The sequence below is a fragment of the Flavobacterium galactosi genome (assembly GCF_048158585.1).
GTDB lineage: Bacteria > Bacteroidota > Bacteroidia > Flavobacteriales > Flavobacteriaceae > Flavobacterium > Flavobacterium galactosi.
The window spans coordinates 357,952-379,962 of sequence record NZ_JBLNKV010000002.1; the positions used below are offsets into that span (position 1 = coordinate 357,952).

Genomic DNA, 22,011 nt, shown 5'->3' on the forward strand with positions numbered 1-22,011 from the left:
ACAAACCGATACTAGTATAAAACAAAAAAAGTGTTTAAATCAATAAACACTTTTTTTGTTTTAAAAATAAAATTATTTTTTATCCATCCATTTATGCAGTATTTTTTCTAAATCAGCTTGAATAATTGGCTTTGGCAGATAATCATCCATTCCTGCTTGAAAACATTTCTCTTTATCCCCAACCATTATTCCGGCAGTTATTGCAATTATTGGAATGTTTTCAGAATTTTTTAATTTTCTGATTTCGTCAGTTGCTTCATATCCATTTTTATTTGGCATTTGAATGTCCATTAAAATGACATCTGGTTGTTCTTTTACATATTTTTCAATAGCCTCATTTCCATCCTTAGCTTCAAAAATAGTGCAATTAGAAACTATTCTTTTCACTAGTGTTTTTGCTAAAAGCATATTAATTTTATTATCCTCAACTATTAAAATCTTTTTATCACCTAGAATTTCTGTAAAAACAATTGCGTTCTCATTAATCGTATTACTAGCTATTAAATCTATATTTTTCTTGTGTTTAGACTTTATAAATTTAATCACAAAGAAAAAATCACTTCCATCACCGTATTTACTAATTAATTGTAATTTACTGTTCATTAATTCTAAAAGCTGATTTGAAATAGCCAAACCTAATCCAGTACCTCCAAATTTCCGATTCGTAGAATTATCTTCTTGCACAAAAGAATTAAATATTTTTTCATTATTGTTTACTTTTATACCTATTCCGGTATCTTTTACTGAAAACTTTATGTTTGACAATTTTATATCTTCTTGGGCTATTTCAGTAATATCCAATCGTATTTCTCCAAAATGGGTAAACTTTATAGCATTACTTAATAGATTTACTATTACTTGTTTTAATCGAATGGAATCCGCAAGAATATATTGCGGAACGTTTTCATCTATATGGAGTATTAAATTTATCTTTTTTTGATTGGCTTGATTTTTAAACAGATTAATAATCTGATTTGTTAATTTAAAAAGATTTATTTCTTCAATATCCAACTCTAATTTTCCAGATTCTATTTTAGAAAAATCTAAAACATCATTAACGATTTCCATCAATGAATTTGCAGATTCATTGATGGTAGTCATATATTCTGACTGGTTTTTCTTCAGATCTGACTTCATCAATAAATGAGTAAAACCAATTATTCCGTTTAATGGAGTTCTGATCTCGTGACTCATATTAGCTAGAAAATCAGTCTTGGCTTTATTAGCTGCTTCAGCCTGTTCTTTAGCTTTAACCAACTCCATTTCCATGATTTTTTGTTCCGTAACGTCAATAAAACTAATTACAATTTCATTTATTTTACCATTAGCATCAAGATTGGGAAAGCCATTTACTAAAACCCATACAACATTATTCGTGTCTAACCGATTTACTCCAAGTGTAATATTTTTAATTGATTTCTTCTTCGAAATAATTTGATTAACTGGATATTTTTCAATCGATAGTTCTGTACCGTCTTCATTCAAAAATTTCCATGCTGGACTAATCGCCATTTTTCCTTTCATTTCATCATCTTTCAACCCAAGCAGTTCTGATGCTTTTAGATTACTAACAATAATTGAAGTATCCGATGCATGAACAACTATACCTGCATCTAGATTATTTAACAAACCGCGGTATCTTTCCTCACTTTTTAGCAGTGCACTATCTAATTGTTTAGCACTGGTAATATCTCGAGATAAACAAATAAAATGTAGCTCATTGTCTACACTTTCCTGCATGGGAGCTATTGAAAGTTCAAACCAATGTAAACCATCCGGTAACTCCAATGAGTATTGTTTCCCTGTAGAAAATCCTTTTTCAGCAGCTTCCTGTATTGCTGACAAACCTAAATTTGCAGCATCTGGAGGCAATACTTCCGAAAACATTTTACCAAGAAAAAGCTCTGCAGGCAATGCTAATAAATCATCTCTACGAGAATGATAACTATAAATCCGACCTTCTATATCAACTTCAAACATTAAATCAGGAATTGCTTCTAATACAGCTTCCAATTTTTTGTGCATTTTCTTAAACTCGTCTTCTGTTTGTTTGCGTTTACTTACATTTCGTACTATTGCTACAATACGTTTATCAACAAGCATTTTGGCAGTAATTTCTACAGAAATCAACGATTGATCTTTATGCAGCATATTACGCTCCATTAGAGTTTGCTGACCACTAAGCAATTCTTTTATCATAATGGGTCTAGAGACAAGTTCATCAACGCTATATAAATCTGTTATTTTTTTTGTACAAAGTTCCTCTTTAGTATAACCAAGCATCATACAGGCACTTTGGTTTACCTCAAGTAAATTTCCTGAAATATCATTAATAAAAATAGCATCTGAAGCTTGTTCTATAAGGCTGCGATATTTTTCTTCACTATTAAGAAGTTGTTCCTTAACATTTCTTAATTCCGTAATTTCAGTCATTGAACCAACAAAACGATTTGCTTTTCCTAATTCATCTCTAATAATAACAGCACGATCATAAAAGTATCCATAACTACCGTCCCCTTTTTGAAAACGAAATTCATCCGCCCAAATATTTGTAGCACTGGCATACGTTTCTTCAAGCTTTTTAATAACTCTTTCGCTATCATCAGGATGTAGTCTAGAGCGCCATATTACCTTATTATCTACATTACTTGGTTCACCACTACTGCCGAAATTAAAAAGCTCAGTAAATGCTTTATTATTCCAACTCTGCCCCGTTAATAGATCTACTTCACATATAGCGTCCTTTGTTGCAATTGAAATCCTCTCAAATCGTTCATTAGCAGTTTTAATTTTTTCTTCTGCTTTTTTAATTTCAGTTAAATCTAAGCCCATTCCCAGCAAACATTTTTTCCCTTCATATTCTATTGCAAGTGAATTTATATAATACGAAACTTTATTTTTTGTTTTTGTAAATAATTCAACTTCTATACCAGGAGATTTTTTATCAAATACTATTTTTATTCTTTCCTGAATTCTTTCTTTTTGTGTTTCTTCATAAAATTCAAATGGTCTCATTTGGCCTATTTCATTGCTAGTATACCCGGTAACCTCTTCAAAATTTTTGTTCCATTTTAAAAATTTTCCAGATTCGTCATAAAGATAAAAAATACCTGGCAGATTATTAATTACCGTTTCTGAAAGCTGTTTTTCCTTTAAAATTAGATCTCCCGCAATTTTACGTTCTGTAATATCAGTAATTGTGCCTATATAGCCCACAACCTGATTTTTTGTATTCTTCTCTGGAATAGCTTGCCCAATTACCCATGAAATTGAACCGTCTGGACGAACAAAACGATATTCTGACAAGGAGATTTCCTGATTAAAAGTTGCTTTTTCCCAATCATTAAACACTAGTTTTTTATCATCATTATGAACAGCGGTTAGCCAACCGTTTCCTAAAGCCTCCTCATAAGATAACCCCGAAATTTGACACCAGCGGGGATTAACATAGGTAGTGAGTCCATTTATATCAGTACGAAAAACTCCTACTGGAGATACTTCAGTAAGTGTATGATAGCGCACTTCACTTTCAAAAACGGCCTCTTCCGCTTTTTTGCGCAGCGCTTCATTCTCAAAAACCTCCAACGCAAAAGCTACATCACCCGTAGCTTCTTCTAATAATGCGATTTCCTCTGCATCAAAAAAGTTCTTTTCATTGGCATAAAAAGTAATAGCTCCAATTATCTCACCAAATTTTATTATTGGAATCGCCATTAAAGAAAAATACTCTCGTTTTAAGGCTTCTTCTGTCCATAGGAGCATTCGCAAATCATTTTCAATATCATTGCAAATAACGCTCTTCCCTTCTTTAATAGCTGTTGCAGTTGGACCTCTACCTTCTGGTGGTATATACTCCATTGAAATAGTTTTAATTGTCGAAAGGTAACCCTGATCTTCTCCTGCAAACATTACAGGAACTACTTTTTTAGTTTCTGAATCAATCATACCAATCCATGCCAACTTAAACTTTCCTAAGCTTACCGCAATAGCGCAAGTCTCACTAAAAAGAGTTTCTTCATCCGTAGTACGAACAATCATCTGGTTTATCTGGCTAATAAATAAATAGAGCCGATTCGCTTTAATAAGTTTTTGTTCGGCCAAAACACTTTCGGTGATATCCGTAATAATTCCATGACAAATCACGGTTCCTTCCGGTTCAACCACGGGCAAAGAGTTCATTTCGTGCCATACCAATCCTTTTATTGGGTGCTTGTAACGGTATTTACCTTTTAGAGGAACTAACTTAGATTTTGTTTCAATAATGCTTTGCATAACATAATCTAAATCGTCAGGATGAATCAGTGAAAAAATGGTATTAGCGTCATATTCAATTTCTTCATAAGTAAATCCGTAAATTTCTTCAACAGCATTACTGGCATAAGGATAACATAAAGAACCATCTTTATTTTGACGCATCGAATAAATAAGTCCTGGTGAAGTTTCCGCTATTTTAGCAAATTTATTTCTTTCTTCTTGAAGTAATTCTAATGCTTTTTTACTTTCAGTAACATCTCTTAAATTAGTTATAACACCTCTTATTTCAGGATCATCTAACTTATTATTGATAACGCCTTCCATCCAGATATAATATCCTCCTTTATGTCTTACCCTTAGCGAAACAGGAAAAGGGAGTCCAGGATTAGCCAAAGCTTTTTTCATTATTTGTTGGATACATTCTACTTCATCTGGATGTATGTATTCTTGGACAGAAATTTTCTCAAATTCTTCATGAGTCCATCCGGTAATTCGTGCTGCCGAAGAACTGCGGAAAATAGTATTTAAATTTTCATCAATTAAAGAAACAACTGCATCATTGTTTTCCAACATGGCACGAAAACGCTTTTCATTTTGGGCAATTTTGTCTTTTGTCTTTTTACTTTCAGTAATATCTTTTGCAAAACCTAAAAACCTATTTTCTGAAAGTTTTACAGCTTCAACTGACCACCATCTAATTTCTCCTTTTTTATGAATCGCTTTAATTTCTTTTTTTGCAATTCCATTATTCAAAAGATTTCGGAATTCCTTAAAGTATTCTTCTAGTGATTCTACAGAAGACAAATCACCAAACTTCATCGTTAAGAGTTCCTCTTTAGAATAACCAGTTAACAGGGTTGCTGCAGGGTTTACATCCAAGTAATGCCCTTTTTCATCTAATACAAAAACTCCATCTGGTGCACATTCTATATAATTTTTAAACTTAGCATTGCTTTCTTCTTCAATCACTTTTAGTTTATAATCAACTTCTGCTTTTTCTTCAGCTTTAACTGCAACCTCTATTTGTTTTTTTAAAGTAAAATCTTGAGTATTACCTCTGATTCCAAACACATTATCATTGTCATTATCATCTAATAGCGGAAAAATAGTTTGGTTAAACCATTTTACTTTTTTATTAAAAAAAGTGGCACTTTGTTCGATTTCAAAAGGTTTTTTATCAACCATTAATTGTGTTATTTTTTCTTGAAATAACGTTTTATCTTCTTTAGAAAAATTCTTTAAATATTCTTGGAATAAATCTTGATCTTTCTTTTTTTCAATTTCAAAAATAGCGTACAATTCATCAGACCAAAGTATTTCTTTAGTTCTAAAATTGAATTCCCAAGTACCCATTTTTGCGTTTTTTTGTGCATGGTTTAATAAATTTTCACTTTTAATTAATTTTTCTTGGGTTTTCCTTATCTCTGAAATATCTTTTCCTATTGCATAAATATTTCCAGAAGAAATACTATTTGCAGTCCATTGAATAGTAACAAATTCGCCATTCTTTTTCTTGAATCTATTCTCATAATTTATTGAAGGTATCCCCGTAGAAAGTTTTTCAATCTCTTTTAATGATCTTTCAAGATCATTAGGATGTAAAAGATGGAGCAACGAATTATTAAGTAATTCTTCTTTTGAATATCCTAAAACACCAACAAATGCGGGATTTATCTCTTTGAAAAAAGCATCAGTGCCCACAATACATACTAAATCATTAGACTCTTCAATAAAAAATTTGAATTTAGTTAATGATTCTTCTTTTTTTAGTAATCGATCTATTTCTAAATCTTGTTCTTTCAATTTATTGAGTAGATCGTTATATGTAGGTTTTGCTTCTTTCATACTCATAATTCAAATATTAATCAATATTATTAGATTTCTTAAATATAATAAAAATACCCTAACAAATTAAATCTATTTACCCGTTGGGTGTAATTAGTTTTTGATGATAATTTTCGTCAGTTCGCGTAGATTAGAGTCCCTTTACAAACCTAAGAAAGCCGAAACATTTGTTTCGGCTTTCTTTTATGCAAATAATTCTATTTTAAATTAATTAGCTTTTTATATAGACTATGATGTAACAAATAGATTTACAGTTCTTCTTCACGGTTCCAGAAACGGTGATGTCCCATAGCATCTATAAAAGCATTTGTGAAATTTTTATCGGTAATTTCTGAACTTATTACAACCCCTTGTTCTGCATTTTTATCTAATTTTACATCGATATTAGTTTTACCCAATATTTCAAATTCATCAGCACCAATGACTTTGCAATGCTTGTAAGCTTCATTGATAAATTCAATTGCTTCCGGATTGGAACTCAAAAAACCAGCATTTTTTCCGCCCGGAATGTAAACCGCATCAAATAAAACAGAAGAGGCGATTAAAAAACTTTGATCAACCACAAGTTCATTCCCTTCGCTTGTTTTTATAGTTCCTAAATGAGGTGCGATAACTTTTGCAGTAGCACCTGCTTTTTCCAATGCAGTTTTCATTGCATTAACGGAGGCCTGATGAACACCCTCTGAACATAAAAAAGCAACTTGTCTAGTGGCAATTGTGTTGGACAATGTTTTGTTTTTAAGCATACTCAAGGCATCCGAAGATTTCATGGTTTGTATAACTTTTTTTGGTTCATACTTTTGTTTATCAGCATTCGCTCCAATTCCATGATTCATTGGTTTTTCCAGAGTAGCAGGAACTTTCAGACCTAAACCTTGGGCTACTTTATCAGCTAATGTTTTATCAATTTGCGATAATAAACCCAACATGCGGGTTTTAATGGCAAGGGTTTCTAATTTACCCAATTCAAAACGCAATGCTTTTATAATATGATTTTTTTCAATCTGTGTTTGGCTATTAAAAAATAAGATAGCCTGACTAAAATGATCCGAGAAACTTTCGCTGCGGTCACGCACTTTTTGGGCATCAATCCTTTCATTGAAACTGGTAAAACCACCTTCATCAATTTTGGCCTGAAAAGGACAACCACCACCAAGAGAATTGGGATGATAGCTTACCCTACCGACATTAATTTCCTGACGCATGTGGCCATCACGTTGGTTATTATGCATTGGTGCAATTGTTCTATTAATAGGGATTTCATGAAAATTTGGACTTCCTAAACGCGATAATTGTGTGTCGGTATAAGAAAATAAACGCCCTTGCAATAAAGGATCGTTTGTAAAATCGATTCCCGGAACAATATGCCCAGGGTGAAAAGCTACTTGTTCCGTTTCAGCAAAGAAATTATCAGGATTACGGTTTAGCACCATTTTTCCAATTATGGTAACAGGAACCAGCTCTTCGGGAATTAATTTAGTTGGATCTAATAAATCAAATTCGAATTTATGCTCATCAGATTCAGGAATAATTTGAACGCCTAATTCCCATTCCGGATAATTTCCATTTTCGATAGCTTCCCATAGATCCTGACGGTGGAAATCTGAATTTTTCCCTGATATTTTCTGAGCTTCATCCCAGACTACAGCATGTGTTCCTAATTTTGGCTTCCAATGAAATTTTACAAAATGAGATTCATTTTTTTTATTTATAAAACGAAAAGTATGCACACCAAAACCTTCCATCATTCGCAAACTTCTCGGGATTGCCCTGTCCGACATCACCCACATAATGGTATGCATCGATTCTGGCATTAAGGAAATAAAATCCCAAAAAGTATCATGGGCTGAAGCTGCCTGTGGCATTTCATTATTCGGTTCCGGTTTTACGGCATGGATTAAATCCGGAAATTTAATGGCATCCTGAATAAAAAATACAGGTACATTATTTCCCACTAGATCATAATTACCTTCTTCTGTATAAAATTTTACTGCAAATCCTCTTATATCACGTGCCAAATCCGTTGAGCCTCTTGATCCTGCTACAGTTGAAAATCGGGTAAAAACTGGAGTTTTGACACTAGGATCCTGAAGAAATCCCGCTTTAGTATATTTCTCCATAGAGTCATAAACCTGAAAATAACCATGTGCGGCTGAACCTCGTGCATGTACAATTCTTTCCGGAATTCTTTCGTGGTCAAAATGGGTGATTTTTTCTCTTAAGATAAAATCTTCCAATAACGAAGGTCCGCGTTCGCCAGCTTTAAGGGAATTAGTATCATCATTGATTTTTAAACCCTGATCCGTAGTCATAAACTGATTCGTACCATCGGATTTATTTAATTTCAAATCCTGCTGTTTCTGATTTTCAGAATCATCTAAGTTTTTCTTGCTGTTTTTCATTTTAATAGCTTTTTGATTTGTAACCCGTTCTAAAGTTTTATAAATTTACATTATTAAAGTTAAATTTTTTCACATAATTGTATTTTAAATTTACAATATTCTTGAATTTTAAATTTACATAACTTTGATTCACAGTAATTTATAATTTTTTATTCAAATCTTCCAGTACTTTTCGAGAAGAAAATTTAAGGCCCAAAATAATGCCACAGATTGTTGCAGATATTGCATTAGCAATAATAATGGGAAGATCAGATTTAAAAATTCCATAAACCAACCACATGATTCCTCCGCAAAGAAGCATCGAATAAGTGACCTTTGAAATATCTTTTGTTGATTTTGTTTTTATAATTCTATAGGTTTGCGGAAAATTGGCTCCGGTGGTTAATGCCGCTGCTGCTAAACCGAGTATTTGAATATAATCCATAACTGTTTAAATAAATATTTTCAATAAAAAACGAACTAGAAACGTTGCGCCAATTCTAGCGCATTCATAACTCCTGCAGTACTTGCAGTATTATTAAAATAGATATAAACTTCTTTGAGTTTATTTTTTTTAATGATATTTTGATACAGCATGTTGAGATCCTCATGACGGTAATTAGAATAAAACATTTTTGGACTGCCATGCAATCTAACGTAAAGAATAGCCGTATTGGCAATAATAACAGTAGGCAATGTGGGATGATTTACACTACAAAAAACGATTGCATGTGCTGATAGACGGTCGTATACTTTCTGAGACCACCAACTTTCATGGCGGAATTCAATTGCGTTTTTATAATTTGGATTTAATGAATTTATTATCAAATCCAATAATTCCGCATTGTATTGGATACTCGGCGGCAATTGAAATAAAACACAACCTAATTTATCATTGAATCCCTCTTTACAAATGGAATAAAAATCATGAATTTCAGTTGTACAATCAATGAATTTTTTGAGATGTGTAATTTGTTTAGGCGCTTTCACCGAAAATAAGAAATGTTCAGGGCTTCTGTCGTTCCATGCCTGCAAGCTTTTAAGAGTAGGAAAGTTATAAAAAGTGGAGTTTAGTTCATACGTATTAAAATTTTGGCAATAAAATTCGAACCATTTACTTTTCGGCACCCCTTTCGGATAAAAAATACTTTCCCATTTCGTGTTGTAAAAACTTGAACAGCCTATATAAATATTTTCCATTTTTCACTACTATGAAAGTTACTATTTGTTTTTAGGGAAATGATATTGTTTATTAAGGGAATTTAATTTTTTCAATCAGACTGATCGATTTTAACTGCTTTATTTACCCGTATTTTATTCTTGACATTTTGAATAAATCAGTTAATTAAAAGTACTGTTTTTTTGAATGTAAAATCCATATTAAAACTTGTAACAATACTTTTAAAATTCTGAAAACCATTATTATACCCTCTTTAACTTCCGTTATATTTTTAACTTCAAAGATTTAGCGGCATAAATTTTGACAAAACACTCAAAAACAGATTTAAATATTTTCAGTAGTCAGTATAAATCTAAAAAACAGATAAGATTTTATTTTTTCAAAATAAATACAAACATTTGATTATCAATAGTTTAAAATAAAAAATAAATCCTTTACTGTTCCTTAAAATAATTTTAACAAAAAAATAACTCACACTTGTATATACAAATATAAAAAGTGTTACATTTGTACCGACAAATGAGAAAGATAAAGGCATGAAAATTGAAGATGAAATTAAAAGTACAATAGCATTGGACATTTCAAAAAAAATTACTCTGAATATTTTATATACTCAAAATGTTATCACAGATAATTTCAATGAAATATTGAAGCCATATGACATATCCGGAGAGCAATATAATGTACTACGAATATTAAGAGGTCAAAAAGGGAATCCGGCAAATATGTGTTTAATACAGGAACGTATGTTAGCTCGAACTAGTAACACCACTCGATTAGTAGATAAATTATTATTAAAAAAATTTGTAACACGAAATGTTTGTCCTGAAAACAGAAGAAAAATTGAAGTTCAAATTACGCAAAAAGGATTAGACATTTTAACTGAATTAGACCCTAAAGTAATAGCACACGAACTATTATTTTCGAAAAAATTAAACAGCGAAGAATTAGAACAATTAAATTATTTATTAGAAAAATACAGAAATTAAATACATTAAAATTATGAATACTTTTTTAGAAAATCAAAACTGGAGATATGCTACAAAGAAATTTGATACTTCCAAAAAAATAACAACCGAAGATTTAAATATTTTAAAAGAAGCCATTCGTTTGAGTTCATCTTCTTACGGATTACAACCTTATAAAGTAATAATCGTTGAAAATCCAGAATTAAGAGCCCTACTTCAGCCAGCGGCATGGGGACAATCTCAAATTGTTGAGGCTTCTCACCTAATTATTTTTGCAAATGAAACTAACGTTGACAACACAACAATTGATAGTTATTTGAAAAATATCAGTGAAACAAGAAATACTCCAATTGAAGCTTTGTCTGGTTATGGCGATTTTATGAAATCTAAAATTTCTACATTAGAAACTGAAGTTAAAAACATTTGGACAGCAAAACAAACCTATTTAGCCTTAGGGAATTTATTGAATGCAGCAGCTGAACTAAAAATTGACGCTACTCCAATGGAAGGTTTCGTTCCTGCACAGGTAAACGAAATATTAGGATTAGATAAACTAGGCCTGAACGCCACATTGATTACAACATTGGGATATCGTCATGATGAGGACGCAACTCAACATTACAAAAAAGTTAGAAAATCAAACGAAGAATTATTTATTACACTATAATTATTAATTAAAATCAAATTTAAACACATGAAAAATTTAAAATCAATTGCATTAGCATTAGTAGTAGTTTTATCTACATTATCAGTAACAGCACAAGCTAAGAAAGTAGATGCTTCAAACAGTTCAATCAACTGGGTTGGAAAAAAAGTAACTGGACAACACAACGGAACAGTTAACCTTAAATCAGGTACATTAGTTTTTAAAGGAAAAAAATTAAGAGGTGGAACTTTTGTTGTTGACATGACATCATTGACTGCAACTGATCTTCAAGGTGAATACCAAGGAAAATTAAACGGTCACTTGAAATCAGAAGATTTCTTTGGAACTGAAAAATTTCCAACTGCAACATTAGTTTTCAAAAAAATAGCTGTTAAAGCGCCAAATGTTTATACTGTAACTGGTGATTTAACAATAAAAGGGATAACTAATCCTATTACTTTTGATCTTGCAACAACAAAAAATACTGCTGCAACTACATTTAAAGTGGACAGAACAAAATACGGTATCAAATATAATTCTGCAAGTATCTTCAGTAGCATAGGAGACAAAGCAATTTCTGATGATTTTGAATTAGCTGTAGCTTTGAAATTCTAATATTTTTTTTAAATATACTAAAAACCCCAACAGGAAACTGTTGGGGTTTCTTTTTGCAATAAAATAAAAATACTCATAGATATAAAGTCAATACACATTTATCCCATAACTTATAGTAACAATCAAATAACATATAGCCTTTATTGTCTTAACATATCCGAAGTAATTTTGAAATAAAAACATACCTATCAAAAGAATTGACCTCAAAAAACTTTAATTATGAAAAAAGCCCTATTTGTTATATTCATTAGCCTACTATGCAACCTGTCCATAAATGGACAACAAATAAAAGGAACCATTGGTGAAACTAATTGGATGAAAAACTGGACTAATTTTAAACCTGCTTCTGAAGAATATCCTGAAGCAACAAATATTTTAACTGGTATAATAGATACCGATCTTAAGCTGTATAAAAAACACACATATCGATTAATTGGAGTTGTTTACATCACTAATAATGCGGTGTTGACTATTGAACCGGGAACAGTTATAAGAGGAGATGTTGAAACATGTGGTACACTCGTAATAACAAAAGGCTCAAAAATTATGGCAGAAGGCGAAGAAACAGATCCTATAATTTTCACTTCTAATAGAGAAATTTCATCCAGAAAACCCGGAGATTGGGGAGGTATCATCCTATTTGGAGAAGCTCCTATAAATAAAATTGGAGGGGTTGGTTTTCTAGATTTTAATTTAGACCCTACCCTTAGCCATTATGGAGGAGAAAACCAAGATAGCAATTCTGGAATATTAAAATATGTTCGTATCGAATTCTCAGGAAGAAAACTAAATGCGTTGAAAGAACTTAACGGATTGTCATTAGCAGGTGTAGGCCGAAAAACTGAATTTAATTTTATTCAAATCAGCTTCTCCAATGATGATTCCTTTGAGTGTTATGGTGGAGACATAAATTTTGAAAATCTCATTTCATACAGAGCAACTGATGACGATTTTGATTTTACACAAGGTGCGCAATGCAATATGAATAACAGTATTGCTATTCGTTATCCGTTTTCTTCTGATATTTCCGGTTCTCGATGTTTTGAAATAGATTCTTTCGATAAAATTGAAAACACTGACCTATCTAAAAAATTAACCAAAATAATTGCCACAAATATAACTTTGGCAAACCTAGAAGATAACAATCAAGGCTTAGTTAAAGAAGCTGTTTACATTAAAGACAAAAGCTATTTTAGCCTCCGTAACAGTGTTATTTCAGGTTTTAAACTTTGTGCCTTGTTAGATGGAAAAATAGGTGCTTTTTCAGAAAATTTAGCAAAAATAAACCTTCATAATTTACTCATTAACAATTGCATGGATAAAATCCAAAGTGAGGTAGCAACAAATAATATCGAAATAATGAATTGGTATGCTAATGATTCTTTTTCTCTGGAGTATTCTAAAATCAATAACTCCGATCTATTCATAGAATCAAACATTAAAAAAGCACCTGATTTTAGGCTAAAAGCAAATGCTAATATAACCCTCAGAAATTAAACATCTTTTTAGAGTTCAATTTTTTAATTCCTATAAATCCCAACAAATCTTGCTGGGATTTCTTTTTGTAATTAAATGAATTTTTAATAAAACCAACTTTAAAAGTCCCTTAAATATTGTGTTATTGGAATGCATTTAATTGATAATTCCACATCTTAAAATCATTGTGAAAATTAACTAAGATATAGCTTATCAACTATTTAAACTTGAAATTGATTTTGTAACTTTGATTTTGAATAAATAAATTTGGATCACTATTTTATTATTCAACTTTGACTTTTAACTTAAAAATATTATCATGGAAAATTTAAAAAAAATTAGTCTCGTTCTAATACTAGTTTTTACATTTATCAAAGTAGAAGGACAAACCAATAAAATTGATGTCACTAAAAGTAAAATTAATTGGGTTGGAAAAAAGGTAACTGGTCAACATGAAGGAACAGTAAAACTAAAAGACGGATACATTATTTTCAAAAATAATAAAGTGGTTGGAGGAAATTTTACTTCGGATATGAAATCACTAATAAATACAGATCAAACAGGAAAGTCAAAAATAAAACTGGAGGGCCATTTGAAATCAGATGAGTTTTTTGGTGTTGATGAATACAATACCTCAAATTTAGTTTTTAAAAGCATTGGAGATAAAGGCAATAACGTTTATGCTGTCACTGCTGATTTAACCATAAAAGGAGTTACCAATCCCGTAAAATTTGATTTTATTGTCAAAGGAAATACGGCAACAGCAGCTTTAAAAATTGACCGAACAAAATATGATATAAAATACGGCTCCGGAAGTTATTTTGATGATTTGGGAGACAAAACAATTTACGATGAATTTGAATTAAATATTGATTTAGTGTTTTAGACAAAATTTATTTAACAAAAAAGCGTGAAATTTAATATTTTTTTTGGTTTTTTATTTTTGAATAATCGAAATTCATTTATATATTTGTCACAAGAAAAAAAATGATGAAAACAACAATAAACAATACTTGGTGGTGGAACAATTTACGTCAATCGTCGTGAACTAAGCTTCCTATAGTATTATTAAACTATAAATATAAAAGGCTTGTCATCACGACAGGCCTTTTTTTTGTGCCCATTTTATCACTATCACACAACACTAAAAAACATACAAATTGAAACCTTTTATACTCAATACCAATTATAAGCAAATCCTTGCAGATACTATTACTCCAGTAAGTGTGTATCTCAAAATTCGGGATAAATTTCCAAATAGTTTATTACTGGAAAGTAGTGATTATCACGGAAATGATAACAGTTTTTCTTATATCTGTTGCAATCCGATTGCTTCTATAAAAATAGAAAATGAAATTATCTACAAGACTTTTCCTGATGGCAGTTTTGAGAAAATCAACATTGACAAAACTACCGACATTCCACAGGTAATTCAAGAATTTTCGCATCAGTTCAAATCCGAAAAGAATAATTTCAAATTCATCAATAATGGTTTGTTTGGTTACATTTCGTACGATGCTGTTCGTTATTTCGAAAAAGTAACGATTGCCAAAAAAGACAATAGTATTTCTATTCCTGATGTTTATTATGCAGTATACCAAAATATCATTGCCATAAATCATTTCAAAAATGAAGCATATATTTTCTGTCACAGCTTAGACGGAAGAAATAACATTTCAGAAATCGAACAATTGTTACAATCCCGAAATATTGCTTCTTATAAATTTTCTAAAGAAGGAGACGGATTTTCTAATTTGACAGATGACGAATTCAAGCATAATGTGGCTTTGGCCAAAAAGCATTGTTTCCGTGGTGATGTTTTCCAATTGGTTTTATCCAGAAGGTTTACCCAAGGTTTTAAAGGCGATGAATTTAATGTATACCGCGCGTTGCGAAGCATCAACCCTTCCCCCTATTTATTCTTTTTTGATTACGGCGATTTCAAAATATTTGGTTCTTCACCAGAAGCCCAAATTATTGTAAAAAACCGTAAAGCCGAAATTCATCCTATCGCAGGGACTTTCAAAAGAACCGGTGATGACGAAAAAGATGCCATACTCGCCAAAGAATTATCTGTAGATAAAAAAGAAAACAGTGAGCATGTCATGTTGGTAGATTTGGCCAGAAATGATTTAAGCAGAAATGGCCATAATGTGAATGTTGAAAAATATAGAGAAGTGCAATTTTTCTCACATGTGATTCACTTGGTTTCAAAAGTGACAGGACATTTACATCCAAGCGCAACAACGATGCAAGTCGTAGCCGATACTTTTCCAGCAGGGACATTAAGCGGTGCGCCAAAACACAGAGCGATGCAACTGATCGAAGATTATGAAAAAACCAATAGGACTTTTTATGGTGGCGCTATTGGTTTTATGGATTTTGAAGGTAATTTTAATCATGCCATTATGATTCGTACTTTCCTGAGCAAAAATCACCAATTGCATTGTCAGGCCGGAGCAGGAATTATAGCCAGTTCCGATGAAGAAAGCGAAATGCAGGAAGTATATAATAAATTGAGAGCGTTGAATGCCGCTTTGGATTTAGCGGAAACAATTTAGAAAAAGACGAAAGAGACAAGACGAAAGATAAAAACATGAAAAAAATACTAGTCATAGACAATTACGATAGTTTCACTTATAATTTAGTGCATTATCTCGAAGATTTAGATTGCGAAGTAACCGTTTACAGAAATGATGAATTTGATATTGATGAAATTGCAGTTTTCGATAAAATTCTTCTTTCTCCCGGACCTGGGATTCCAGATGAAGCAGGATTATTGAAAGAAGTCATTAAAAAATATGGCCCAACAAAAAGTATCTTTGGTGTATGCTTAGGCCAACAAGCTATTGGAGAAGTATATGGAGGAACGCTTTCTAACTTGGATAAAGTATATCATGGTGTAGCAACGATGGTAAAAACCGTAGTGGATGATGAACTTTTATTCGAAGGATTAGGAAACGAATTTGAAGTAGGACGCTATCATTCTTGGGTGGTTGACACCAATTTACCTGATGTTCTGGAAGCGACTTCATTCGACGAAAATGGACAAGTAATGTCCTTGCGACACAAAACGTACGATGTGCGCGGGGTACAATTTCATCCGGAAAGTGTTTTAACTCCAAATGGAAAAAAGATATTGGAGAATTGGGTGAAGAATTAGTTCCTCCCCCCAACCCCCTCCGAAGGAGGGGGAGCCAAAAACTAAAAAAAATCAAAACTTTGCGTCTTTGAGCCTTAGCAGCAAAAAAAATATAAAATGAAAAACATACTAAACAGACTGATCAATCACGAAATACTTTCGCAAGAAGAGGCAAAAAATGTATTGGTAAATATCTCCAACGGGAGTTATAACACCAGTCAGATTGCTTCTTTCCTTACCGTTTATATGATGCGAAGCGTTAGTATCGAAGAGCTTGCCGGATTTCGTGAAGCGTTGTTGGAATTGTGCATCCGTGTGGATTTATCAGCCTACAATACTATTGATTTATGTGGAACAGGGGGCGATGGAAAAGACACCTTCAATATTTCAACCTTAGCTTCATTTGTAGCTGCGGGAGCTGGAATAAAAGTAGCAAAACACGGGAACTATGGTGTTTCTTCTATTTCTGGTTCTAGTAATGTGATGGAAAAAATGGGAATTAAGTTCAGTAATGACACTGATTTTCTGGAGAAATGTATCGACAAAGCAGGAATTTGTGTTTTACACGCTCCGTTATTTCATCCCGCTATGAAAAATGTAGGTCCGATTCGGAAAGAATTGGCTGTAAAAACTTTTTTCAACATGTTAGGACCAATGGTTAATCCATCCTTTCCAAAAAATCAATTGGTCGGTGTTTTTAATTTAGAAATGGCCAGAATGTATGCGTATTTGTACCAAAATACCGATGTGAATTTTACCATCTTGCATTCGCTAGACGGCTATGACGAAGTTTCCCTAACAGGACCTACAAAAACGATTACCAGTTCGATGGAAGGAATGCTAAATCCAGAAGATTTTGGTGTTCGGCTTTTGTTGCAAAGCGAAATCGAAGGTGGAAAAACAATCGAAGAATCCGCTCAAATATTTACTGACATTATTTCTGGGAAAGGAACCGAAGCTCAAAATAATGTGGTTTGTGCCAATGCTGCAATGGCAATTGCAACCGTTACAAAATGTACGCCGCTTGAAGGTTTTGAATTAGCAAAGGAAAGTTTGTTTTCTGGGAAAGGATATAACACTTTAAAAATATTACAGGAATTAAGTAAATAAAAATAGTTTAAAGTTTAAGGTTTAAAGTTGTCTCAATAACTTTAAACCTTAAACAAAGAAAACTTTAAACAAATAAGAATGAATATTTTAGATAAAATTATAGTTGACAAAAAAAGAGAAGTCATTCTCAAGAAATCCATTATTCCGGTTTCGCAATTGGAAGCTTCGGTTTTCTTTGGAAAAAAGACCCTTTCTTTGAGTGACAATTTAAGAAACAGTACATCCGGAATCATTGCAGAACACAAACGTCGTTCGCCTTCTAAAGCAGAAATAAATTATAGTTTTACGGTGGAAGAAGTAACTAAAGGCTATGAAAATGCTGGTGCTTGTGGAATTTCAGTATTGACGGATGGAAAATATTTTGGTGGTTCGCTAGACGATTTACTTTTGGCAAGAGCCACAGTAAATATTCCATTATTGAGAAAAGAATTCATTGTTGATGAATACCAAATATTAGAAGCCAAAGCACATGGAGCCGATTTAATTTTGCTAATTGCAGCGGTTTTAACGAGAGAGGAAATCAAATCATTATCTGAATTTGCTAAAAGTTTAGGATTGGAAGTTTTACTGGAAGTCCATAACCAAGAAGAATTGGAAAAATCGATTATGCCAACATTAGACATGATTGGTGTGAACAATAGAAACCTAAAAACATTCGAAGTGAGTTTAGATTTCAGCAAGCAATTGGCAGCCCAAATCCCGAATGACTTTGTAAAAGTTTCCGAAAGTGGGATTTCATCCGTTGAAGCGATTAATGAATTAAAACCATACGGATACAAAGGATTCTTAATTGGAGAAAACTTTATGAAAACGGACAATGCCGGTAAAGCTGCAACGGAATTTATTAGCCAACTATAAAAAATAACCCTGTTAGGGTTAAATAAAAAACGATATGAAACTCAAAATCTGCGGTATGAAATATCCCGATAATATACTCGAAGTAGGTTCGCTCCTACCCGATTATATGGGATTTATATTCTGGGAGAAATCAGCTCGATATTTTGAAGATAGTATTCCAGATTTACCTAAATCAATTAAAAAAGTAGGCGTTTTTGTAAATGCTACACAAAATGAAATTCTTGAAAAAATAGCAAAATACGATTTGCAAGCCGTTCAATTGCACGGACAGGAATCGGTTGCATTTTGTTTGGATTTAAAGGATAAAATGAATAATTCAATTGAAATTATAAAAGTATTCTCGGTAGATGATTCTTTTGATTTTGAAGTATTGAAACCCTTTGAGGCCGTTTGTGATTATTTTCTTTTTGATACCAAAGGAAAATTACCCGGCGGAAACGGAACCACATTCGATTGGAAAGTATTAGAAAAGTATCCTTCGAACAAACCCTTTTTCTTGAGTGGTGGAATCGGAATTAATGAAATGGACGCTGTAAATGAAATTTCGAAAACAAATTTACCACTTTACGCCATTGATGTAAACAGTAAATTTGAAATAGAACCCGGATTAAAAAACACACAATTATGTAGAGACGCACTGCAGTGGGTCTCTACAGATAATAAAATAAAAAAATAAAATATGTCATACAACGTCAACGAAAAAGGCTATTACGGAGAATTTGGAGGCGCCTTCATTCCTGAAATGTTATATCCAAATGTGGAAGAACTGCGTCAAAATTATTTGAAAATTACCGCCGAACCAGAATTTCAGGCTGAATTTGATGCCTTGCTTAAAGATTATGTAGGGCGCCCTACGCCACTTTATTTTGCAAAACGTCTATCAGAACAATACAACACTAAAATCTACCTGAAAAGAGAAGATTTATGCCACACTGGCGCGCATAAAGTGAACAACACCATCGGACAAATTTTGTTAGCCAAACGTTTGGGTAAAAAACGAATCATTGCCGAAACTGGCGCTGGTCAACATGGCGTTGCAACAGCAACCGTTTGTGCGTTAATGGGACTGGAATGCATCGTTTATATGGGAGAAATAGACATCAAACGTCAGGCGCCAAATGTGGCTCGTATGAAAATGTTGGGTGCCGAAGTGCGTCCGGCGCTTTCGGGTTCAAGAACCTTAAAAGATGCCACTAACGAAGCCATTCGCGACTGGATTAACAATCCCGTTGACACCTATTATATCATCGGTTCTGTAGTGGGACCTCATCCTTATCCTGATATGGTGGCGCGTTTTCAAAGTGTTATTTCTAAGGAAATCAAAGAACAATTATTAGAAAAAGAAGGTCGTGAAAACCCTGATTATGTGATTGCTTGCGTAGGTGGTGGTAGCAATGCCGCCGGGGCGTATTATCATTTTCTGGATAACGAAGACGTGAACATTATAGCAGTCGAAGCAGCGGGATTAGGAGTCGATTCAGGTGAAAGTGCCGCCACATCCGCATTAGGGAAAGTAGGCGTTATTCACGGCAGTAAAACCTTGTTGATGCAAACTCCTGATGGTCAAATCACCGAGCCCTATTCTATTTCGGCAGGACTGGATTATCCGGGCGTAGGTCCTATGCACGCTAATTTATTCGCTACAGGCAGAGCGCAATTCATCTCTATTACGGATGACCAAGCCATGCAATGGGGATTGAAATTATCTAAAATGGAAGGACTTATTCCTGCTATCGAAAGTGCACATGCCTTTGCCGTTCTGGACGAAATAAAATTCAAACCAGAGGACGTCGTAGTCATCAATCTTTCCGGTCGCGGTGACAAAGATTTGAATACCTATATCGATTATTTTAAATTATAACTGAAGAATAATTTGAGCGTTACCCTCCCAAAAAAAGTCGGGTCGGGCTGTACACTATATCTTTTTTGTGGTAGAAAAAACCACAAAAAAGGATGCCGTTCCTATCCCTAACGCAAATAAATAACGAGAAAAAATAGTATTATGGAACATATATTCTCTTACGGAACATTACAGTCTAAAGAAATTCAAATGCAGGTTTTTAACAAGCTATTGAGTGGAACACTAGACCAACTCAAAGGCTACAAGCTAAAAGATCTAAAAATAGAAGAAGAATTTGGAATGGCTGATTATTTTGTAGCAACACCAAGCGAAAATCCTTCGGATGAAATAAATGGTATTGTTTTTACTGTTTCCAGTGAAGATCTGATTAAAGCAGATCAATTCGAATCTAATGCGTATAAAAGAGTTCAAATAACATTGAAATCCGGAATAGTTGCATGGATTTATATGGAAAATTAATAATTGTAAATATAAAAATATACACCTACAAGGTTGAAAACCTTGCAGGAATAAATAATAGAAATGAAAACGATTATAGCAGCTGCACAAACAAAACCAGTACGAGGAGATATCGAAGCTAATTTAGCCGACCATTATCGTCTTATAGTATTGGCCGTGCAAAAAGGAGCTAATTTAATTGCCTTTCCAGAAATGTCTATTACAGGTTACGAAAGAGAAGATGCGGAAAAAGTGCTTTTTGGAATAATAAAGAAGAATTGGTTGCTCAAATGAATGATTCAGATTCTGGATTATTACTTGTGGAAAATCAAAATGATAATTGGGCAAGTCAGATAATTAAATAAAAACTTACTAATATACCTAACGGCTTTTAAAAACCTGTTAGGAAAAAAATAAAACAATGAACAGAATAAATCAAAAATTACAAGAAGACAAAAAGATACTTTCCATTTATTTCTCTGCGGGATATCCTAACTTAAATGATACCGTACAAATCATTCAGGATTTAGAAAAAAGCGGTATTGACATGATTGAAATAGGGCTGCCGTTCAGTGATCCATTGGCCGATGGACCTACGATTCAAGCGAGTTCCACTCAAGCGTTGCACAACGGAATGACGACACAAGTTTTGTTTGACCAATTAAAGGACATCCGTAAAACGGTTTCTATTCCTTTGGTGATTATGGGGTATTTTAACCCGATGTTGCAATACGGAGTGGAGAATTTCTGCCAGAAATGCGCAGAAATTGGCATCGATGGATTAATCATTCCAGATCTTCCAGTTGATGTGTATGCGGATGAATACAAAGCTACTTTCGAAAAATACGGATTGAAAAATATATTCTTGATTACGCCACAAACCTCTGACGAGCGCATCCATTTTATTGACGGCGTATCTGATGGGTTTATTTATATGGTAAGTTCGGCGAGTGTTACGGGATCACAATCTGGTTTTGGAAGCGTCCAAGAAGATTATTTCAAACGCATTGCAGCAATGAATCTAAAAAATCCACAAGTAATTGGTTTTGGAATAAACAACAAAGAAACGTTCAATCAAGCGACACAATTTGCCAAAGGAGCGATTATAGGAAGTGCTTTTATCACCCATTTAACCGAAAACGGAACAGCAAAAATTGCCGAGTTTGTGAAAGCGATTCGATAAACAACTCTTTTTCTATAAATCAAACGGCGTTTAAAGTTCATTTAAACGCCGTTT

Annotated in this window: 18 protein-coding genes; 14 read left to right on the top strand and 4 right to left on the bottom strand. The window is 33.0% G+C overall.

The features are described from left to right. Positions 1–72 precede the first annotated feature (72 nt). The 4 genes from ACM55M_RS05595 to ACM55M_RS05610 form a co-directional block, all read right to left on the bottom strand. Positions 73–6,105, bottom strand: coding sequence for a PAS domain S-box protein (locus ACM55M_RS05595; protein ID WP_416856597.1), 6,033 nt, complete (start codon positions 6,103–6,105; stop codon positions 73–75). A 242-nt stretch (positions 6,106–6,347) separates the two neighbouring features. Then, positions 6,348–8,501: a catalase gene (locus ACM55M_RS05600; protein WP_416856598.1), complete on the bottom strand. Its 2,154-nt coding sequence runs from the start codon at positions 8,499–8,501 to the stop codon at positions 6,348–6,350. Positions 8,502–8,640: 139 nt separating this feature from the next. Continuing rightward, positions 8,641–8,925, bottom strand: coding sequence for a SemiSWEET family sugar transporter (locus tag ACM55M_RS05605; RefSeq protein WP_416856599.1), 285 nt, complete (start codon positions 8,923–8,925; stop codon positions 8,641–8,643). A gap of 35 nt (positions 8,926–8,960) precedes the next feature. Continuing rightward, positions 8,961–9,680, bottom strand: a complete 720-nt coding sequence (locus ACM55M_RS05610) for a DUF72 domain-containing protein (protein ID WP_416856600.1) — start codon at positions 9,678–9,680, stop codon at positions 8,961–8,963. 516 nt (positions 9,681–10,196) lie between these two features. Between ACM55M_RS05610 and ACM55M_RS05615 the strand changes: the two genes are divergently transcribed. The 14 genes from ACM55M_RS05615 to trpA all read left to right on the top strand — a co-directional run bounded on the left by ACM55M_RS05615 (position 10,197) and on the right by trpA (position 21,957). Beyond that, a complete protein-coding gene (locus tag ACM55M_RS05615) occupies positions 10,197–10,649 on the top strand; it encodes a MarR family winged helix-turn-helix transcriptional regulator (protein WP_416849704.1) in 453 nt (150 codons plus the stop codon). Positions 10,650–10,662: 13 nt separating this feature from the next. After that, complete coding sequence (locus ACM55M_RS05620) at positions 10,663–11,295, top strand: NAD(P)H-dependent oxidoreductase (protein WP_416856601.1); 633 nt, start codon at positions 10,663–10,665, stop codon at positions 11,293–11,295. 27 nt (positions 11,296–11,322) lie between these two features. Further along, complete coding sequence (locus ACM55M_RS05625; protein WP_416856602.1) at positions 11,323–11,889, top strand: YceI family protein; 567 nt, start codon at positions 11,323–11,325, stop codon at positions 11,887–11,889. Positions 11,890–12,108: 219 nt separating this feature from the next. After that, complete coding sequence (locus tag ACM55M_RS05630; RefSeq protein WP_416856603.1) at positions 12,109–13,386, top strand: hypothetical protein; 1,278 nt, start codon at positions 12,109–12,111, stop codon at positions 13,384–13,386. Positions 13,387–13,684: 298 nt separating this feature from the next. Continuing rightward, the gene (locus ACM55M_RS05635) at positions 13,685–14,251 is read left to right on the top strand and encodes a YceI family protein (RefSeq protein ID WP_416856604.1); all 567 of its coding nucleotides are present in this window, start codon (positions 13,685–13,687) and stop codon (positions 14,249–14,251) included. 274 nt (positions 14,252–14,525) lie between these two features. Continuing rightward, positions 14,526–15,926 (top strand): anthranilate synthase component I family protein, encoded by a 1,401-nt coding sequence (locus ACM55M_RS05640; protein ID WP_416856605.1) that lies wholly within the window; start codon positions 14,526–14,528, stop codon positions 15,924–15,926. Positions 15,927–15,961: 35 nt separating this feature from the next. Further along, positions 15,962–16,528, top strand: coding sequence for an anthranilate synthase component II (locus ACM55M_RS05645; RefSeq protein WP_416856606.1), 567 nt, complete (start codon positions 15,962–15,964; stop codon positions 16,526–16,528). 96 nt (positions 16,529–16,624) lie between these two features. After that, entirely contained in the window at positions 16,625–17,617 is a 993-nt protein-coding gene (trpD, locus tag ACM55M_RS05650) for an anthranilate phosphoribosyltransferase (RefSeq protein ID WP_416856607.1), read from the top strand. A gap of 78 nt (positions 17,618–17,695) precedes the next feature. Beyond that, positions 17,696–18,475, top strand: coding sequence for an indole-3-glycerol phosphate synthase TrpC (trpC, locus tag ACM55M_RS05655; protein WP_416856608.1), 780 nt, complete (start codon positions 17,696–17,698; stop codon positions 18,473–18,475). 34 nt (positions 18,476–18,509) lie between these two features. Next, positions 18,510–19,151 carry a phosphoribosylanthranilate isomerase gene (locus ACM55M_RS05660; RefSeq protein WP_416856609.1) on the top strand — a complete coding sequence of 214 codons (642 nt, stop codon included), beginning with the start codon at positions 18,510–18,512 and terminating at the stop codon, positions 19,149–19,151. A 3-nt stretch (positions 19,152–19,154) separates the two neighbouring features. Continuing rightward, positions 19,155–20,336, top strand: coding sequence for a tryptophan synthase subunit beta (gene trpB, locus ACM55M_RS05665; RefSeq protein ID WP_416856610.1), 1,182 nt, complete (start codon positions 19,155–19,157; stop codon positions 20,334–20,336). Between the two features lie 141 nt (positions 20,337–20,477). Beyond that, positions 20,478–20,795 carry a gamma-glutamylcyclotransferase family protein gene (locus ACM55M_RS05670; RefSeq protein ID WP_416856611.1) on the top strand — a complete coding sequence of 106 codons (318 nt, stop codon included), beginning with the start codon at positions 20,478–20,480 and terminating at the stop codon, positions 20,793–20,795. A gap of 63 nt (positions 20,796–20,858) precedes the next feature. Then, entirely contained in the window at positions 20,859–21,068 is a 210-nt protein-coding gene (locus ACM55M_RS05675) for a nitrilase-related carbon-nitrogen hydrolase (RefSeq protein ID WP_416856612.1), read from the top strand. Between the two features lie 127 nt (positions 21,069–21,195). Then, complete coding sequence (gene trpA / locus ACM55M_RS05680; RefSeq protein ID WP_416856613.1) at positions 21,196–21,957, top strand: tryptophan synthase subunit alpha; 762 nt, start codon at positions 21,196–21,198, stop codon at positions 21,955–21,957. The last annotated feature ends 54 nt before the right edge of the window (positions 21,958–22,011 follow it).

Bases quoted from the DNA above. Each gene is read 5' to 3' on its own strand.
- trpC (WP_416856608.1), top strand. From the start codon at position 17,696: ATGAATATTTTAGATAAAATTATAGTTGACAAAAAAAGAGAAGTCATT.
- ACM55M_RS05620 (WP_416856601.1), top strand. From the start codon at position 10,663: ATGAATACTTTTTTAGAAAATCAAAACTGGAGATATGCTACAAAGAAA.
- ACM55M_RS05595 (WP_416856597.1), bottom strand. From the start codon at position 6,105: ATGAGTATGAAAGAAGCAAAACCTACATATAACGATCTACTCAATAAA.
- trpD (WP_416856607.1), top strand. From the start codon at position 16,625: ATGAAAAACATACTAAACAGACTGATCAATCACGAAATACTTTCGCAA.
- ACM55M_RS05675 (WP_416856612.1), top strand. From the start codon at position 20,859: ATGAAAACGATTATAGCAGCTGCACAAACAAAACCAGTACGAGGAGAT.
- ACM55M_RS05635 (WP_416856604.1), top strand. From the start codon at position 13,685: ATGGAAAATTTAAAAAAAATTAGTCTCGTTCTAATACTAGTTTTTACA.
- trpB (WP_416856610.1), top strand. From the start codon at position 19,155: ATGTCATACAACGTCAACGAAAAAGGCTATTACGGAGAATTTGGAGGC.
- ACM55M_RS05630 (WP_416856603.1), top strand. From the start codon at position 12,109: ATGAAAAAAGCCCTATTTGTTATATTCATTAGCCTACTATGCAACCTG.
- trpA (WP_416856613.1), top strand. From the start codon at position 21,196: ATGAACAGAATAAATCAAAAATTACAAGAAGACAAAAAGATACTTTCC.
- ACM55M_RS05605 (WP_416856599.1), bottom strand. From the start codon at position 8,925: ATGGATTATATTCAAATACTCGGTTTAGCAGCAGCGGCATTAACCACC.
- ACM55M_RS05625 (WP_416856602.1), top strand. From the start codon at position 11,323: ATGAAAAATTTAAAATCAATTGCATTAGCATTAGTAGTAGTTTTATCT.
- ACM55M_RS05615 (WP_416849704.1), top strand. From the start codon at position 10,197: ATGAAAATTGAAGATGAAATTAAAAGTACAATAGCATTGGACATTTCA.
- ACM55M_RS05610 (WP_416856600.1), bottom strand. From the start codon at position 9,680: ATGGAAAATATTTATATAGGCTGTTCAAGTTTTTACAACACGAAATGG.
- ACM55M_RS05645 (WP_416856606.1), top strand. From the start codon at position 15,962: ATGAAAAAAATACTAGTCATAGACAATTACGATAGTTTCACTTATAAT.
- ACM55M_RS05660 (WP_416856609.1), top strand. From the start codon at position 18,510: ATGAAACTCAAAATCTGCGGTATGAAATATCCCGATAATATACTCGAA.
- ACM55M_RS05670 (WP_416856611.1), top strand. From the start codon at position 20,478: ATGGAACATATATTCTCTTACGGAACATTACAGTCTAAAGAAATTCAA.
- ACM55M_RS05600 (WP_416856598.1), bottom strand. From the start codon at position 8,501: ATGAAAAACAGCAAGAAAAACTTAGATGATTCTGAAAATCAGAAACAG.